The organism is Xenorhabdus indica (assembly GCF_014467235.1).
GTDB lineage: Bacteria > Pseudomonadota > Gammaproteobacteria > Enterobacterales > Enterobacteriaceae > Xenorhabdus > Xenorhabdus indica.
This window is the reverse complement of record NZ_NKHP01000037.1, coordinates 1-19,347: the sequence shown is the minus strand read 5'-3', so window position 1 is coordinate 19,347 and position 19,347 is coordinate 1. Positions and strand designations below refer to the sequence as shown.

Genomic DNA, 19,347 nt, shown 5'->3' with positions numbered 1-19,347 from the left:
AAAAAGACAAAAAGTCATCTCAGGAAGCTGCAAAGAAGAAATAAACATGTTGCTCGCTTTTTTCTGCACCCCAAAATTAATTATGCTGCATGATGGGAGCATGGGCATTTGCACACCGGGTTAATAACTTCTCCAGTGAGAAAAATTGTGGGCAGAAATATTTGCATAGCTTTGCTGAAACCCTATTCACAAGGAGAATGAAATGCAGCAATCCGATGAATTACGTTTAAGTGCTCCATCATTTACTAAAGGAGGCGGGGCTATTACCGGGTTGCAGGGGCATCTGGGAAATATCGGGCCAGATGGAGCGCTTAGCCTTTCATTGCCTCTGCCGATCAGTGCCGGCAGAGGGTTTGCTCCCGCGCTGACATTGAATTATAGCAGCCACGGTGGTAATGGTTCATTTGGTATCGGCTGGAATCTGAATCTGCCTTGTATCCGGCGTCGTACCCATTTGGGAGTCCCCACTTATCAAGAAAGTGATGAATTTTTAGGACCCGATGGCGAAGTATTGGTTCCCATTCAGCCAGATGAAAGCGTTACACGTGATACATTGTTAGGAATTCATTTAGGGATAAGCTTCAAGGTCACCACCTTTCGTAGTCGGATAGAACGAGATTTCAATCGGTTAGAATACTGGCAACCGGTGGACCAAAAAATGGGTGACTTTTGGGTATCATATACCCTGAAAGGGTTGGTTTCGCTTTTTGGTTATACTCCTCAAGCGCGTATCAGCAATCCCAATAACCAAACAGCGATGTGGTTACTGGAATCTTCCGTGACCCAACAGGGTGAGCACTGTTACTACCAATATAAAGAAGAAAATAGTGATCATTGTAATGAAGCTGAGCTAAAGACTCATCCACAAACGACTACTCAACGTTATTTGACCGCTGTTCATTATGGCAATCTAGTCTCTTCGCTGATATTACCGTGCCTGGGGAACAATGATCCGTCTGCAGCAGGTTGGCTATTTTGCCTGATACTGGATTATGGAGAACGTGATGTTACCGTGGAAGGAGTACCTGCGTTTCACCCAACCAAAAAGTGGTTATGCCGGCAGGATTGCTTTTCGGGTTATGAATATGGATTTGAAGTACGCACTCGCCGTCTATGTCGGCAAGCCTTAATGTTCCATCGTTTGGAAACATTGGCAGGCAAAAAACAGGGGGAAGATACACCTACTTTAGTTTCTCGTCTGTTATTGAAATATGCGGAAAACCCATCTATCAGCACCCTAATATCAGCCCAAGTGATGGGAGTTGAAAACAATAAGGCATCATGGACTACATTGCCTCCATTAACATTCAACTGGCAGACATTTGATGTTAGTAAAAATGTTACTTGGCAAGCCTGTGAGGAACTGGGTTATTTGAATGTCGATCAGCCTTATCAGTTGATCGACCTGTATGGCGAAGGAATAGCAGGTGTATTACATCAGGATAATAAAGCCTGGTGGTATCGGGCACCACAGCGAAAAATAGGGGATAATCTTAATGAAGTAACCTGGCCAAAGACGGTGTGTCTACCCCATATCCCTTCACTGCAAAAAGGTGGAAGGTTAATTGACTTACAGGGTAATGGGCGTTTGCAGTGGCTGGTAACCTTTAATGGAGGGGGAGGATATTATGATCTGAACATGGAAAGGGAAGCATGTCATTTTACTCCCCTACACACATTACCGGTGGAATATACGCACCCCAAAGCTCAATTGGCTGACCTTATTGGCGATGGTTTTACTGACTTGGTGATGATTGGCCCCCGTAGTGTTCGTTTGTATGGCGGGGATCGAGGGGGATGGAAAAAAGGCAAAACAGTAAATCAATCTGATGGAATAATGCTACCTGTGCCTGACGCTGATCCAGGCGTGTTGGTGGCGTTTAGTGACTTGTTGGGGTCGGGGCAGCAACATCTGGTTAAAATTCAACCGAATGGAGTGACTTGTTGGCCAAACTTAGGTCACGGTCGGTTTGGGCAGCCTATCGTATTACCGGGTTTTTCTCAACCAATGACAACGTTCAATCCTCAGCAGGTTTATCTGGCCGATATTGACGGCTCAGGCACGACAGATTTGATTTATGCCCATGCGGATTTTCTCGAGATTTTTTTGAATCAAAGTGGGAATCATTTTGCATCGCCCTTTAAGGTCACATTACCAGAACAGATCAAATATAACAGGACTTGCCGACTACAGGTGGCTGATGTGCAGGGACTGGGTGTTGCCAGTCTTGTATTGAGTGTTTTGCATCCTGTACCCCGTCACTGGATTTGCCATTTATCCCCCTATAAGCCTTGGTTGTTACATTCAATGAACAATAATATGGGAGCTAATCATCGTTTTCATTATCGGAGCTCAGCACAATTCTGGTTGGATGAGAAAGCAAAATCAAAAGATATTCAGCCACCCTGTTATCTTCCTGTGGTGCTGCACACCCTCCATCGCAGAGAAGTCTGGGATGAAATAACGGGTAACCGTTTAGTCAGTGAAATGCGTTATCGGCATGGGGTATGGGATAGTCAAGAACGTGAATTTCGCGGATTTGGCTATGTAGAGGTGCAGGATACTGATACTAAAAGCAGTCAGGGGACTGCAGAGGAAATATCATTGCCTGCGCTGACACGTAATTGGTTTGCCACTGGTTTACCCGTTGTAGATAACCTGTTATCAAAAGAGTACTGGCGGGGTGATGCGCAGGCATTTACTGATTTTCAGTACCGTTTTACCACCGGTAGCGGAGATCAGGAAACAATTTACCCACTTCCCGGTGACACGGCAGATAAAACGGATATGTCTAATACAACCATTTTTGGGTTACAACGTGCATTACAAGGAATGCCTCTACGCAGTGAATTGTTTGGTATTGATGAAAAGGGACAGTGTGGGAATGTGCCATATAGCGTGACGGAAAGTCGTCCACAAGTGCGTTTGATTGATGCTCGATCGGGAAAAATGCCCGTAGTTTGGCCATCAGTGGCAGAAAGCCGTTCTCTCTTGTATGAGCAAGTTGACGTCGATCCCCGGTGCAGCCAACAAACGGTTTTGGCCAGTAACCAATATGGTCAGCCATTGCGACAGGCAACGATTTATTATTCACGCCGTAAGAAACCCAAGGATAATCCATACCCGAAGAATTTGCCTGAGACGTTGTTTGACAGTAGTTATGATGCTCAACAACAGATCTTATACTTACAGCGACAGCAACATGATTGGCATCCGGAAATAACGGATACTGTAACGGGTATTCGAGTCACCGGATTGACAAACAGCACACGCACTGATGTTTTCAGTCATACAGCAGACACCGTGACCGTGCCGCCAGAAGGTTTGACTTTGGAAGAACTCAATAAGCATGATACACAGTTTTTTGAAGAATCAGCCCGTACTTTTGCAGGGCAACAACAGGTTTGGTATCAAGATAAATGGGGTCAACCTACAACAGTAGCACCCACTGTACAGGCACTGGTCGCTTTTACTGAAACGGCGGAACTGGATGCAACCTTAGTGGCTTCGTTGTCGGAACAAATTAGTGAAAAATATCTCAAACAGGCGGGGTATCAGCAGACCCCCTTTCTATTTTCAAACTCGCAGGACAAATTGGTTTGGGTGATGCGACACGGGTACACCGAATATGCAGATCAGGCAGGTTTCTGGCGACCTCTAACCCAACAAGAAACGAAACTGACTGGCAAAAACACAATAAATTGGGATACGCATTATTGTGTTATTACCCAATTCCAAGATGCAGCAGGGTTGTTAACGCGGGCAACTTATGATTATCGTTTTCTGACACCAAAAAAAATTACCGATGCCAATGATAACGTCAGCCAAATTGCTTTGGATGGTTTAGGCAGAGTGATCTGGAGCCGTTTCTGGGGAACTGAGAATAACGTTGTAGGTGGGTATAGTCAGGCAACTTTCACCGCACCTGATACCGTGGATTCAGCATTGGAACTGACAACACCACTACCAGTCGCCAGTTGTACAGTCTATGTCACCGATAGCTGGACGCAAAATGAGGTGGCACACATACCACCACATACCTTAATGCTGATGACAGATAGCTATGACAGCGATCCAGATCAGCAAATTCGTCAACAGGTGACGTTCAGTGATGGTTTTGGGCGTCTACTACAGAGTGCCACTCGTCAGGCACCTGGTATCGCTTGGCGATATGACGGGCATGGAGGATTAAAGTTTGATGGAAATGGCAAGCCAACAGTAGCTAAAACGGAAACTCGCTGGGCTGTTACTGGACGAACCGAATATGATAACAAGGGACAGCCGATACGCACTTATCAACCTTACTTTTTGGATAATTGGCGTTATGTCAGCGATTATCATGCCCGAACAGATTTATATGCGGATACACATTATTACGACCCAATCGGGCGGGTATATCAGGTGAAAACAGCCAAAGGTAGCTTGAGGCGAACGTTTTTTACTCCGTGGTTTGTTGCTAACGAAGATGAAAATGACACCGCGTTAGAAAGTGGCGTGGAACTCTAATTCATAAATTCTGGTCAATTTTTTAGGGTGGGTAACCCGCTCTTTGCCACGTCAGATGACATAAAAAGTATTTTCCAAAGGTAAAAATATGAATACATCGTTGTATCAAGGCACACCAACGGTCATGGTGCTGGATTGCCGTGGACTGGCTATTCGGGAGTTAGCTTACTATCGCCATCCGGATAAGCCTCAATTGACAGATGAACAAATCACTTATCATCAGTTCGATGCCTGTGGAGCTTTAATTCAAAGCATTGATTCCCGATTGGCTGAAAGGCAAAAATTTGATAACACCGTTAAACCCAATTTTGCGTATTTGTCATCACTGAGTGGCAAAGTGCAACGCACAGAAAGCGTGGATGCAGGTACCACAGTTACCCTGCACGACATTGCCGGCCGACCTTCATTAGCCATGACGGCGGCGGGTACAGATACTGAAGTCACTCGTACCTGGCAATATGAAAATGCCCGTCTTCCCGGCCGTGTTTTGAGCATCAGTGAACAGGAAAAGAACAAAACAGCGCGCATAACGGAACGTTTTATCTGGGCGGAAAATACACTGGCTGAAAAAGCCCTGAATCTGGCTGGGCAGTGTGTACAACATTATGAGCCGGCAGGCTTGAATCAGACGGACAGCATTGCCCTGACGGGAATTCCGTTGTTTGTGACTCGGCAGTTGCTGTCGGATGAGGCAGAGGTGAATTGGCAAGGCCATGATCCGTCAGTCTGGCGTACTCTACTGGCTCCAGAAATTTATATCACTCAAAGTACCGCTAATGCAATAGGTGCCATTCTAACCACCACGGACGCAAGGGGAAACGTGCAGCGCAGGGTGTATGACATTGCCGGTCTGTTGAAGGGCAGCTGGTTGACTCTGAAAGGCGGCCTTGAGCAGATTATCGTAAAATCTTTGACATACTCGGCGGCAGGCCAAAAACTCTGCGAAGAGCACGGCAACGGGGTAGTGACTACATACACGTATGAACCGGAAACGCAACGCCTGACCGGGATCAAAACAGAGCGTCCGGCCGAACATGTTGCCGGGGCTAAGGTGTTGCAAGATCTGCGTTATACTTATGATCCCGTGGGTAACGTGCTGCGCATCACGAATGATGCGCAAGCGACGCGGTTCTGGCGCAACCAGAAGGTGGTGCCGGATAATACCTACACCTATGACAGTCTGTACCAGCTGGTCTCGGCAACGGGACGCGAAATGGCCGGAATGGCCGCGCAAGGAACAAAACTGCCTGCCAGTATTCCCCTGACGTCAGACAACAACGCCTATACCAATTATACCCGCCATTACCACTATGATCGGGGTGGCAATCTGACACAGATACGCCACAGTGCACCTGCCAGCAACAACAGCTATACCACCAATATCACTGTCTCAGAGCACAGTAATCGAGCGGTACTCAGCTCACTGACGGAAGATATGAAGAAAGTCGATGCGTTATTTGATAACAGCGGGCATCAGAAACAACTGCAGCCGGGCCAGGGTTTGGTGTGGACATCGCGTGGTGAATTGTGGAAGGTGACGCTAGTGACTCGTGAGAGTGGGACAAATGACAGCGAAAGTTACCGTTATGATGCGAGTAGCCAGCGTGTACTGAAAGTCAGCACACAACAAACGGAAAACAATATACAGAGACAGCGGGTGATATATCTGCCGGGACTTGAACTGAGAACGACTACAAATGGCAGCACAGAGACAGAAAACCTGCAGGTTATCTCCGTGAGTGAGGCTGGGAGAGCACAGGTGAGGGTGCTCAATTGGGAAACAGGAAAACCGGAAGCTATCAATAATAATCAAATGCGTTACAGTTACGACAACTTGATAGGTAGTAGCTGCCTAGAGGTAGATTGTTGTGGGAACATTATTAGTCAGGAAGAATACTATCCGTACGGCGGTACGGCAGTATGGATGGCTCATAATCAGATTGAAGCAGAGTATAAACATGTACGATACTCTAGCAAGGAGCGTGATGCAACGGGACTCTATTACTATGGATATAGATATTACCAGCCATGGGTGAGTAGATGGTTAAGTGCAGACCCTGCAGAAACGCTGGATGGATTGAATATATTCAAGATGGTACAGAATAATCCAATTAATTTCAAAGATGAGTGGGGATTAGTGTCACATTCTTCATTGGAAAAAAAGGGAGAGCGACTAGGCAGAATAATTGGAAGACGGCTGAGAAAAAGCGTAATTGCTCAGGTTAAGGATGAAAATAAAGAAATAAAATCGGTAAATATCGCGCTAAAAAAAAGATTAAAAAATGCTCGACTACCTATTCATGATAGAGGCCTTCTCAAGAAGGCATTTGAATATGCATTGGCTGGCGATAAAAAAAATTTTGCTAGAAAATACAGAGAGGCAAACAAGGCTCAGGATGAATTGATGTCAACTCAAACCGTGTATTCGATATATAAAGGTATGGGTTCTTCAAAAAAGAGACTGACAAAGACACGAAAAAAATTGGCATGGAATATGTTCAATCAGTTGTCATTAACAAGATTACCAACGGCATTGTCAGGATATAATTTGGGAGGAGATAATGTTATGCAGCATCCGACTTCGAATAAATTGGCTGTATTCGCTACATCTGCGAAAAATCATGGCACTGCAGACATTACACGAAGAAACCGGGTAATTAAGATGTTGAAAAAATCGGTCCATAGTAATACGAGTCGTGTTATGGCTCCTATAGCAGATGCAAATTTAAAAGCGGCTACATATACCTTGGCGGCATTTACAGCTCCGGTCGTTGCTAATAATATACATCCTACTCGGCAATTAACTCAAACGGATATAGATATGATGACAAAACAACGAGACGCTATTAAATTTTTGGACAATCCGCGTACATTTTATCTAAATATTGATGAACCTTGGCTTCGTAATCCCAGTGCAAGGGGGTTTAGCCCATTTAGAGAACTTTAATTCAATTTTACTCGAATAGTTAGATTCACTATTTTTATTGATAGAATCTTGCAGATTCTATCAATAATAGAGATCTTAGGACATATACCTGGATAAAATAGAATTGAGGCCTAGGTCATAACAATCTCTATCAACCTGAGAATTAGGTATAGATAAACAGGTTAGTGCAGTTTTTATATCACTGCACTGACTACAATTTTTTACTGCTTCAATTCAGTAGAGGAATGTGTGAAAAAGGGTAAAACGATTCTGTCGATTATCATAAATGCCAGAGGTGTCTTAGCATCATCAATTATTTTTCCTTTCAAAGGTGAAAATATGGATTCACTCCTTATTCCTAATATAAAACTCCATCAAACATGACACCAAGAACATGATTTATTATGAATAATGTCACAAGAATAAAACCTCTTCTCCAGAGAATTTAACACTATTCAATTAAATCCATATCATATTTTCCATTTCATTTATTCACTGATTTAAAAGAATAATCATATACAGGATCTTAAAAATTAAGCCTTTCAAAACACGCTTCCAATGTCTTGTTTTTACATGACTTTCTTTATCGGGTTTTGAAGGCATTCCGGCATAAATAATCCTTGGCTTTTTCCAGCCAAAAACAGGTTTCCGACCATGCCCTTTGTAGCAGGTTTTCAATTATTGGCCGCAACCAGATATCCGTATTTTGCGCCGCTTTAAGTAAGGAAACCTCCGGAAATAATCGTCTTGCCATTGTCCGTCTGACCAGTAAGGTGAGCAGACTTGACCAGATAAGTCCGGTGACTAACGAGTCTTTCCGGGTGGCAAAACCTTGCCAGTTTGTGTGGGATTTCAACTCCTTAAATAACAGCTCGACCTGCCATCGACAGCGATAAATATCCATCACATCATTAGGTGTAAATTCTTCCGCTGGTAAATTCGTCAGCCAAATACAAAACCGTTTTTCCTCCTTAAGCCAACGGCGGATAATGCGAAATTCATAACCGTTACGCTGACAATGCAAATCTAACACTTCAGAGCGGTGAATTCTGCGCGTGACCGTTTTTAACCTTTTTCCTGCCAGTTTAGGTAACAATTTTCCTTGTCCATTGTGGGCGGCGACAATCAGGGGATTGAGGGATTTTTTCCCTCTGACAATAAATGAAGCATCTGAATGCGAGAGTTGTTCAAAATAGTCAAAATCAGGATACCCCGCATCAGCAAGCAGAAGTTGTCCCTTCAATTCGGCCGGAGCAGGCAAATAAGCGCGTTCCGCTGCGGTATCTGCTGTGACGGTCATTGCTGTTGGTGTTTGACTGAATAATGACATGGTTATATGACATTCAACGGCGGCAGCGGTTGTTTTGAAGCGATAAGGAAAGACTTCAGCGAGAGCAGGATGAACCTGAAATGAGCTGCCATCTTGTAAAATAACATTTTGGAATTTAGCTAATTTTTGGGGTATCGCTACTTGTTTTTCAACCCACTGAGCCATAAAAAATCGGACGATGATTTTAATAAACGCCTCAAAAGCCGGTTTGCGTAATTGATTATAAAAAGGCCGGTAACTGACTTGCTGGGCGTCGGGGCATAGGCCGTTATACTTCTGATGTAATTGGGCAATGGCGTTAATTTTACCGGTACTGAGTGCAGAAATCAGACTGAGGATCAACGTGCGTGGCTCAATATTTCTGACACGTTGGGTGAACCCACAGCCAAAGGCTATTTTATTCAAAGAAACGTCACTGAATAATTGCATTAACTGGTGTTTTATAGCAATAATCGTCATAGGCTTCATCCGTGGTTTTTGATATTTGTTTGGCGACGATAATCAGATCATAAATGAAGCCTTTTTTCTATCTAAAATATACGGTTACTGCTTAAGATCCTGTATATGAAAAGAATAATAGTAAGTTAATTAACCGCTATTTCCAATTTATAACTCTATGCCAAGAGTTGCACTTACATTACCCTTAGAACTAATTGAAATTAATAAGGAAAAATAATTAAAATGACACTTCCTCTCCAAAGGTTGGAAGTCAGTTGTCAGCTAACGAGTGGCACGTTAGCTTCATTGGAACTGGCATCGCTACAAGATATTTTGGCCTATACCGAAAATGGTTTTATTAGCAAATTCGGCTCAGATTTAGGTTTTGATGGTGCACGAACCGTATATCGCACAGCACTAACAGGCCAACAACAATTGATCAAATTGTTTCGTCAGCATCACGGTCAACTCCCGCAACATACTAAAGAGACTCAGAATGCTTCTAAACTTGATGCTAATGTGTCGTCTGGGAATCCTCAAGTTTGGTGGAAAAATCAATTCCCGGAGAAAGAAGTGGTCGTTCCTCCAGGCAGCATTGGTGATTCTTCTTCACCAGCTGCTTATGCCGCAAGCTTATATGCTCTGGCGACTAAACTGGAAAAATTAGAACCTAACGACAGTTCGCGTATTACATTAGCAAAGCGTCGCTCACATTTAGGCGATACGCTGCTGAGTGATGTTACAGTGAACCAGCGCTTGCCTAAATTAGATATTGTCAATGACATATTGCAAAATGGTCTGGATAATAAAGAAAACAACGAAAAGTTGATTGGTCAGCTGCACCAGCAAGGTGTGTTGCCAGACCGAGTGACTAGTCTGCCGTCTGATGTATTGCTTTCCCGTTTGCATTATCCGGGTAAGACTCTTCCATATCATGAGCCCCATGACCAAGTCGTAACAGGACTCAGTGAACATCAAATTGATTTAGCATCTCTGACCCAATCTGTGGGGGCTGGTATGCCAGCGTTTAGTGATATTAATAGCGATGTCACATTATCTGCTCGTGTACTGCAACAAGCCGCAAGTTTAAGCCCTTCCGAAGTCAGCCTTATCACTGCGGAACCTGTATTTGATACTTATATTTTGGATAGGGCAACATTGACTCACGATAAAAGCTATTGGGACGGCCCTTCTTTCAGTGAATTGTTACCTTGGCAAGATATGCACAATTTTGCTTATGTGGTACCGCTCAAAAGCATAGTTCAAGGACCAAGGTCTTTAAGTGGTACTCTTATAAATAATTACCCGACTCTATTAACACTGACACTGAATAACGAGCACAAAAACAAACTAATTTTGAACGCAGAGGCTTGGGCTTATTCGCCTGGAGCACTAAATGATGCCAGTGGAACAAGTTACCCCTATAAAGTCTGTATAGGGTTTGATGAAATCAATAATAAGAGCTTACCGTTAAATGAAGAAACTCCATTGCGTGCTCAGTTACAGCTGAGAGCAGCTTATTTGGAAAAAAATGACAACAATAACAATGATATAGCATTTTCTGATTTTACTGTTAGCGTGGTACTTAGTACCAAAAAAGAAAATGAAAACGTTGACACTTTGCTGACAAAAGCTCAACAAGACTTTCTCCTATACAATTTTGGGTCACATGCCCCTTTAGTCAATATTCAGCCGCAGTTATCGACGTTCACGCAGGTCACAGGTTTATCTGCAAATGAAGTCATGCAACTGTTATGTGCCGCTGGTGTTGGGCAATCCAGTACATCAGTAGTTGCTTCCAATAATGTAGAACGGAAAAACAAAATCTTTGTAAACGATAAAGGACTATCTTCTGAGAGCTTCCCAGCCCCCTATCACTATGGTGCTGTGTTTATCCATGGAGGCAAATTACCTCGTTTGTTTTTGAAGCAGGATAAGGCTACTGACCCTGCCACTATAGATGGATTAAACTATATGTACAGTCGTGAGTGCAGCTTACCAATTACCCTCTACGACCGCTATGACCGCATCAATCGCATGGTGCGCCTGCAGCGCCGTGCCGGGATGCCATTTGACCAGTTAGATAACCTGATCGTTTCTGCTATGCGTGCAGAAGGTCAGAATAACCTGTTACTCGCGATGAACACACATACCCTACGGACTTTGGGATTCTACCAACTTTGGCATAAAGCGTACGGACTCAAGGCTGAAGATTTGGCGGCTTTTTTGTATGAAGTGACACCATTTGCGATAGGAACGGCATTACCACAGTTTGATCGTTTTTTTAACCCACGTACAAAAGCAGGTCAAGATCCGTTGGTCATTGACAATAAACCCTTTGATTTTACTGCCTCTGAAGGTGCCGATGCGATCACAGTACACCAATTGTGTGCTGGCTTGGCTATCGGCGCCACTGAATTCCAGATACTAGCTGAACAGATCAATAAGACTCAACATTTGAGCGATGGAACATCATTGAATCGTAGTTTCAAAGTTGTGTCTGCTTTATACCGCCTGAGCAAAATTCCGGCTTTGTTAGGGATCAGTGTTGCAGAGATGCTGACTTTGCTGACAATCATGCCACGAGGAAAAACTTTACTTGAACAATTGGCGGGTATACCACAGCTGGCACCGTTAAGTGAAGATGGCCAGCCAACAGAGTTTGATTTGCTGGATGACTTGCAAACATTGGCTGAAATGGTGAAGTGGATGAAAGGGCAAAACCTAAGTGTGGTAGATGTAGTGTTATTACTGACTCCTATGGTACCACAGGCCACTCAATCGGAAATCGCTTTGGTAAATGATATTAATCAGCACCTGAATAACATTCTCTTTGATGCTAACAGTTTACATGGGTTGGGACTACCTATTGTTGATAAAGACGGGAAGTCATTAGATTGGATAACTCTGCTGACCGGTAAAGTGATTGATAGTTCTGGCCTTATCATTAACGAAATGGCATCAGCTTGCCAACAAAATGTAGCGGGTATAGTGAAGGCTCAGCACTTATCCGATGATGAAAAAACCTTCGCTACTAAAAATCTGAACAATGCATTAACAAATATACTGCGTAGTCAACAAACTATTATCGATACTCAGCTTGGCAAAGTATTGGGGGTACCTCATGGTGTGGTATTAGCTATGTTGCCATGCCTTTCTTTGAGTAGTTATACCCTGCTAACAATGTGTCAGCACTTGAATAAAACAAATTTAAGCCCGACAGATATTCCAAGCGATTTGATGAAAAACCTCAATACATTGGGTCGTTATAGCAGGCTGGTTACTCGTTATCGTTTAACTCCAGCAACATTGCAGGCGATACACACTTATCCAGAGGCTTTTGGTGATTCACAAACGCTACCACTCTCTCTATCACTGTTGACGATTATGAATGATTACACCGTCTGGCGTCATGCGACAGGTAAAGAAGATGATGTATTGCAGTATTTACGAGATGTTTATGCAACGCCGTCGCTTTCCAGCAATGAGGCGGCTTCCCGTCTAGCAACCCATCTGGATTGGTCAGTCAGTGAGGTGAAAAAAGCTACTGAACTGGTGATAGGTCACGCTGATGGCGTACTCAATACCGTGGCTCAAATTGGGCATTTGGTGCGTTTACGTGACTGCGCCGATAAAACAGGACTTTCTGTCAGCTTATTGCAACAAATCACTAAGTTGGAGATTGCTGAGCCGGTACTGAAAGAAGGGGATACCAGTGATAAGGCGTTTGATACCTGGCGATCTGCTGGTTTGGCCGTTATGGCAACGTTAGGTCTGAATGACAACAACAAACATGCCTAAGCTCTGATGTACTTAATCGTCTTTTCATTAACTGGTATTGGACATGAGGTTTTTATGCAGTACACAAAATTAACCGGTCAGATAGCCGAACGTAAACGTAATGCCTTGGAAGCGGCTTGGTTAGGGCAATTAACTCAGATTAATGAGATGGGTGTGTCTCTGAATACTACAGATGATCTGTATAACTATCTGCTCATTGATACCCAAAGCGGCTGGCAGTTGACTACCAGTGTAGTGGCACAAGTCATCGCCTCTTTACAGCAGTATATTAATAATATTCTGTTTGGCCATGAGCCGGGTTACACAACAGTGTCATGGATGAATCACCAACCACTTATTGATGATTGGCAATCTACAACAGCTCAGTATGATACTTGGGCGGCCAATGTGCTACTGGCTCAGTATCCTGAAAATTACCTTTCTCCACCATTACGTACCGATCAAACCCATAATTTTGCTCAGATGGTATCAGATCTTAATCAAGGACCACTGAATGACGATACAATTTTGACCGCAGTACAAGGATATCTGAACCGTTTTGAAGAAGTGGCTAATCTGAGTGTGATAAGTGGCTATATAGCGGGCACGAATTTAGCACGCAGCGACTATTATTTTTTGGGGTGTACGGCCAGCAAACCCTATACCTATTACTGGCGTAAATGTGCCATGCAGATGAACACAGTTACCACTATGGTGCCGGATTCCTGGTCAGAATGGCAAAAGGTTGGTTTGCCGCTTGGCGGCGATAATGTGGTCGGCCTGCCGCGTCCAGTGATTCATAACAAACGTTTGTATGTGGTGTGGTTTGAGCGTCAAATCACGGCAAAGCAAGGTGATGGAAACCAAAAACAAGTCACACTAACTGCACAGATGGCTTATCAAAAGTTTGATGGTAGTTGGAGTACACCGCAATCTTGTGGGAGTGCCACTGATAGTCAAAATCTGGAGAGTGATCAGGCAAGCATATTTGGTAAGGAAGACACGAGATTTTCAACACTGGCGTTGGTGCTTACTCATATTACAGCTCAACCTTTCCTGTATGCTGCACTTTATACAGATATCAATTCCAAAGATGCTATTGCCTGGCCAACTAGTGATAGAGGGGAGGAAGGGAACCTAACTCTAATAAATAAAAAAAGAAACGCCATGGTATGTACTTTTGATGCTTGGATGAATTTGGTGGAATCTGATTTAAAAATTGTAACTAATGCCAACAAAACAAATCAATTATTTAAATGGTATTCGGCCAACCAATTAGCAAAAGACACCTACAATACGAGCGTAGTCAACCAATCTGCCAGAAATCAGCAGTTTCTACAAAGAGCAGTAAATATTGTAGGTATAAGTCAGGGGGAAGGAACATTTACTGGTCAAGAGAAAATTAGCTATAAATTAACTATTGAATTAGAAAAGGTAACTTTAGCTATTTCATGTGCCTATTCTGCTGCCACATTATACTTTTATAAGAAAAAAAGCCTAGCTGTTCTTAAAGTTAGGTTTGACAAGCAGGGCGTTTTATTACCACCATATAATTATCAGAGTGATCTCATTGAAATTGCTTGTTCTGGTAAATTAAAAGTAATCGGTATTGTAGTGAAAATTAATGCTGCAACTACATGCGGTTCGTTCTCATTATCATTAGTGAACGAGTTAGAATCGAAAGATAAAATTGCAGGTGGGCCGAACGCATACAATATTTATAAGAAATATAAGTTTTCCTCTGATTTAACTGCTGACTCATTTTTAGATCTTGACCTAAATGTAGGCACTGATCCGATGCCAATATTGGATAGCTACACCGATCTAGCCTTGGGTACTACACAATTTGCGCACTTTGATTTTAAAAATACAGGGGATAGTACGTTAACAACCACAAAATTCGTACCCAGCAATATCCGCCTTAATACTCTCTTCGCCCGACAGCTAGTCAATAGTGCTCAGGAGGGTTTGGATCACCTGCTCCAGTGGAATACCCAGTTGACCCAGGAGCCAGATATGGGGCCGGGTTTCTTTACCAAGCTGACATTACCATCGTATGATTCTAGTATTCATGGTCCTGAACGATGGTTCCGGGTAGGGCTCAGCAACATAGGCAGAAACACCGCTCTCTATCCCGTTTGTAACGGTACCCTCAGTGAAACTGAAACCTCGGTCACTGTGTTCGTCCCTTATGCTGACGGGCTGTATGAAAACGAGAGATGCCATGTATATGCTGAGTTTTCCTCTGGTGCTTTGACTGGAACCTGGGAGCCCGCGTTCTTCTATTTTGACAAACAGACACAACAAGTTGTGCTTATCAATGACACCGACCATGACTCAGTGCAAACATTGAATGAAACGGTAAACAATGTAAGGAAATACCAAGGATTCAGAAAAATCACTCTGTTCGACAAAAACACCACACCAATGGACTTTTCAGACGCCAACGGCTTGTATTTTTGGGAGCTGTTCTACCACACTCCGGCCATGGTGGCTTACACGCTGCAGTCCCGTGGTCAACATGCCAATGCCCGCCTCTGGCAACAACGCATCTTCAATCCTTCTGCGATAAATCAAGGCACCGACAGCCAGGGCAAAGCCATTGAGCCTTATTGGAAAGTCGTGCCGATATCACCGCAGTATGCAAAGGAAAATCCCTCTTATGCCATTGAGGGACCGACTGATCCAGATGCTTTGGCCTATACCAACCCTGAGCATTTTCGTAAAGCTAGCTATATGGCTTACGTTCAGGCGCAAATTGCCTTGGGTGATATGTATTATCGTCAGTTGACGCCGGATAGCCTAAATCAGGCACTACAAATTTACACCCAGACTTGTGGACTATTGGGCGCGCGCCCAGATGCAGATTTAGCTAATGCATGGACACCTATAACGCTAAAAGATACAACAAAAAATAACATGACTGAGTTTGAGATGCAGCTGACATCACTTCCTGAATATTGGATCAGCTACCCTACTTCTTCGGCCAAAAACTTATTACAAAATATATCAGCTAAGTTTCACTCTCCGGCCAATACCCAATTGCTGGCGTTGTGGGATACACTAGATGCCCGTCGTTATAATTTGCGCCATAACTTAGATATTAATGGTAACTCTTTACAGTTACCGCTGTTTGCTGCACCACTTGATCCGACAGAAATTTTTGTGTCGGAAGCGCAAGGAGGTACCCGTATGGAAGGTCGGGATACCAACATTCTCTCTATTCCGCCATATCGCTACCGTGTGATGAATGAAAAAGCCCGTGAAGCGGTAGGTATGCTCCGTGGATTTGGACAGCAATTACTGCAATATCTTGAGGCTAATGACGAACGACATAAAAAGATATTAGGGCAATCTCAGTTAGCTGATTTGTACTCTTTTACCCAACGCGCCCAACAACAGGCAGTAGATATCTCCAATAATGGGATGAATACATTGAAGAGTAGTTTAGAGGCAGCAAAGCAGCGACATGACCATTATCAAGGATTGTTTGATGGTGGTATTTCTTCACTTGAGTCAGCATCTATGAGAACTATGGCAGCCAGCGCAGCGCTGATGACAACTCTACCCTCTATAACTATTGCAACCGGAGCATTGAAGCTTATCCCAAATATTTTTGGTATGGCTGATGGCGGAAGTGATTACTCAGGGCCGCTTACTGGTATTGGCGAAGGGATAGTTGGTCTGGGGACCGCAATGGGTTCAGCCTCCCAAGCGATGAGTATGCAGGCAGAGTTTGAGCGGCGAAAAGAGGAGTGGCAGCAGCAATCAGAACAAGCATCGCATGATATTATTATATTGCAAAGCCAAATCAAGGGGCAGCAACTGCAAATTGAGGCAGCTAAAACTGCACAGGACTTGTCTGTTGCGCAGCATCAGCAAGTGATGGAGATGTATAAGTTCTTGAGTACTCGTTTTACGAGTGAATCTCTGTATAGATGGCTAATAGGTCAGTTGTCGGCATTATACTATCAGGCATACGATGCAACTTTGAACCTGTGTTTTTCTGCTCAGGCTTGCTGGCAGTATGAATTAGGTGATTTTAACACCACGTTTATTCAGGCAGGTAGCTGGAACGATCATTATCATGGATTACTGGCAGGAGAAACTCTGCAACTGAATCTACAACAAATGGAGGTAGCCTGGTTATCACGTAATACTCGTAACTTGAATATCACCCGTACAGTACCTCTACGTGAAAAGCTAGGTAAGGATGTGTGGCAAAAAAGTCTTTTAAGTGGCTCTTTCATATTCAAATTAACAGAGCAAGATTTTGATTTGGATTACCCAGGCCACTATCTGCGTCAAATTGCTAACGTCTCTGTGACGCTACCGGCAATAATAGGACCATATCAGAACATTCGTGCAACTCTCACTCAAACAAGTAGCAGCCTAATATTAAAGCCAGATATAGAGGCAGTGAAATACCTTAAAAACCAGAATAGTGGTCGCGGAGAAAGCGTTAAACGTAATCTCAATGCCAGCCAAAAAATTGCCCTATCCGGCGGTTTGGATGACAGCGGCGTCTTTGTGCTAAATACGGGAGATGATCGCTATTTGCCATTTGAAGGTACAGGTGCTGTATCCGAATGGGTGCTGGATTTACCAAATCATACTTCACCAACCCAGCAGCAAATATTGGACAGTTTGGAGGATATTATAGTGACAGTGCGCTATACAGCCCGTGATGGAGGAAAGGCATTTGCTGATCAAGTGTCGGAAGTCTGGAAAGAAAAGGTGGAATAAGCCTTAGGAGAGAGAATTTTTGAAACCGTTTTGGATATTGGATCCAAATTAAAAATAACTTATGGACTATTTATTTTTATAGGAGTCGTTTAATGAGCAATATAGATAATTTATCAAATAATTGGACACTACTGTGGGATGATTTATCAACGATAATAATGAGCACAAATGTAATGATTCAAAATTTAACGATATATTCCAATAATAATTCTAAAAACAATGTGAAAGTTAAATTTACATTAGACAATGATATTGTTGCTTTTAAAGAAAGTAATTCACAAGAATGGACTGGTGAAACAGATTCATTAGGTGAGATACAGGTCGAAATTTATTCCATTAACGAGGAAGCGTGTCATTTTCATCTTACAGCCTCTCTTGTTGACCACCCTGAAAAAACCGTAGAACCACTATCATTGGAGTTTTTACCCAGTAATTGGGCGTTACAATGGAAGAATTCACCAAAGACAGCAGTAGCTCCACAGGAAATGACTCAAAATATAACGGTATTGCTCAATGACGCTCTTCAAAATAGTGTGAAAGTTAAATTTACACTACAAGATAGTACTGGGGTGGCTTTTAAAGAAAATGGAGCACAAGAATGGACTGGTGAAACAGATTCATTAGGCGAGATACAGGTCGAAATTTATTCCATTAACGAGGAAGCGTGTCATTTTCATCTTACAGCCTCTCTTGTTGACTACCCTAAAATAACCGCAGAACCACTATCATTGGAGTTTATACGCCATTCTGATAATTCAATCCAATTAACTTCACATTTTTCGAAAGCCTATACAACATATATCTCTGGCAAGAAAAGATTTTATCCATACATAGAGGTCAAGCTAGAAGACTATAAAATAACAGCAATACTGGTGGATATCTCAGGAAATCCAGTAAAAGGAGAGACTGTTAAACTTTCTTGGGGACAATCTTGGGGACACAATTCTGACACAGGCGATGGGAGCGTGACATCAACAGTAACTGTTAGTAATAATATACGTTCACTCTTTCCACATAGCCTCTCCGTAACCGCAGAGGTAAAGGGAACGGATGTAAAAAACACAATCGATGTTACCTTTTCTAATAGGGCTTTCGAGGATAGTGGTGTGATTGATTACTGGACCCAGAGTCAGTGACCTAATAGGAGCCTTGCCCCTGCCCCCTGAGTGTCATATCCTGCAATGGGAATGGTAATGCCATTCTCATTGAAAGGAGATCCGTATGCCTCATTCATCACAACCGCAAAACTGAAGTGGTCAACAAAAATTGGTTACTGGCTTAGCATTTTTCCAAAATAATCGTTTTGATTCATTGGGCGTTAACCCATTGTTATACCAGTGAGGACGAAGCTGGCTGTAATAACCCGTTATATATTGGGTAATAGCGTGGTGAGCTTCCCTAAAATTTGTATACCCCGCCAAAGGGCTGTCTCTTCTACACAAATCCCTCGATTGAATCGAGGGATTTTTTTGAACCTTTTTCTACCTGGCTGATCTCAATAAGAAATACTACGTTGAGGTCACGTATGATGTTTTCAACAGATGCTGAGCAATGGGCAAAAGACACTTTTCAATATGCTGATTTAGGGGATAGCCGCCGCACTAAGCGGCTGATCAAACT

At 43.1% G+C, this 19,347-nt stretch carries 7 protein-coding genes and 1 pseudogene; 6 read left to right on the top strand and 2 right to left on the bottom strand.

Annotated features, from left to right (window positions below; genetic code table 11):
• The first annotated feature begins 202 nt into the window (after positions 1-202).
• A complete protein-coding gene (locus tag Xind_RS18650; protein ID WP_187650801.1) occupies positions 203-4,507 on the top strand; it encodes a SpvB/TcaC N-terminal domain-containing protein in 4,305 nt (1,434 codons plus the stop codon).
• An 88-nt stretch (positions 4,508-4,595) separates the two neighbouring features.
• The gene (locus Xind_RS18645) at positions 4,596-7,454 is read left to right on the top strand and encodes an RHS repeat protein (protein ID WP_187650800.1); all 2,859 of its coding nucleotides are present in this window, start codon (positions 4,596-4,598) and stop codon (positions 7,452-7,454) included.
• Positions 7,455-8,016: 562 nt separating this feature from the next.
• Here Xind_RS18645 and Xind_RS18640 read toward each other — a convergent pair.
• Complete coding sequence (locus Xind_RS18640) at positions 8,017-9,222, bottom strand: IS4 family transposase (RefSeq protein WP_187650799.1); 1,206 nt, start codon at positions 9,220-9,222, stop codon at positions 8,017-8,019.
• A 222-nt stretch (positions 9,223-9,444) separates the two neighbouring features.
• On the opposite strand from Xind_RS18640, the gene Xind_RS18635 reads away from it, so the two are divergent.
• From Xind_RS18635 to Xind_RS18620, 3 genes are all read left to right on the top strand, one after another.
• Complete coding sequence (locus Xind_RS18635) at positions 9,445-13,002, top strand: Tc toxin subunit A (protein ID WP_187650798.1); 3,558 nt, start codon at positions 9,445-9,447, stop codon at positions 13,000-13,002.
• Between the two features lie 54 nt (positions 13,003-13,056).
• On the top strand, positions 13,057-17,727 hold the full coding sequence (locus Xind_RS21910) for a Tc toxin subunit A-related protein (protein ID WP_246432618.1): 4,671 nt from the start codon (positions 13,057-13,059) through the stop codon (positions 17,725-17,727).
• A gap of 92 nt (positions 17,728-17,819) precedes the next feature.
• Positions 17,820-18,863, top strand: a complete 1,044-nt coding sequence (locus tag Xind_RS18620; protein ID WP_187650797.1) for a hypothetical protein — start codon at positions 17,820-17,822, stop codon at positions 18,861-18,863.
• A 120-nt stretch (positions 18,864-18,983) separates the two neighbouring features.
• Here the strand turns inward: Xind_RS18620 and Xind_RS21905 are convergent.
• Positions 18,984-19,151: pseudogene (locus tag Xind_RS21905) on the bottom strand (IS3 family transposase); the annotation flags it as partial.
• A gap of 101 nt (positions 19,152-19,252) precedes the next feature.
• Between Xind_RS21905 and Xind_RS18615 the strand changes: the two are divergent.
• Positions 19,253-19,347: transposase DNA-binding-containing protein (locus Xind_RS18615; RefSeq protein WP_420856071.1), on the top strand; the 95-nt coding region annotated here is incomplete at its 3' end.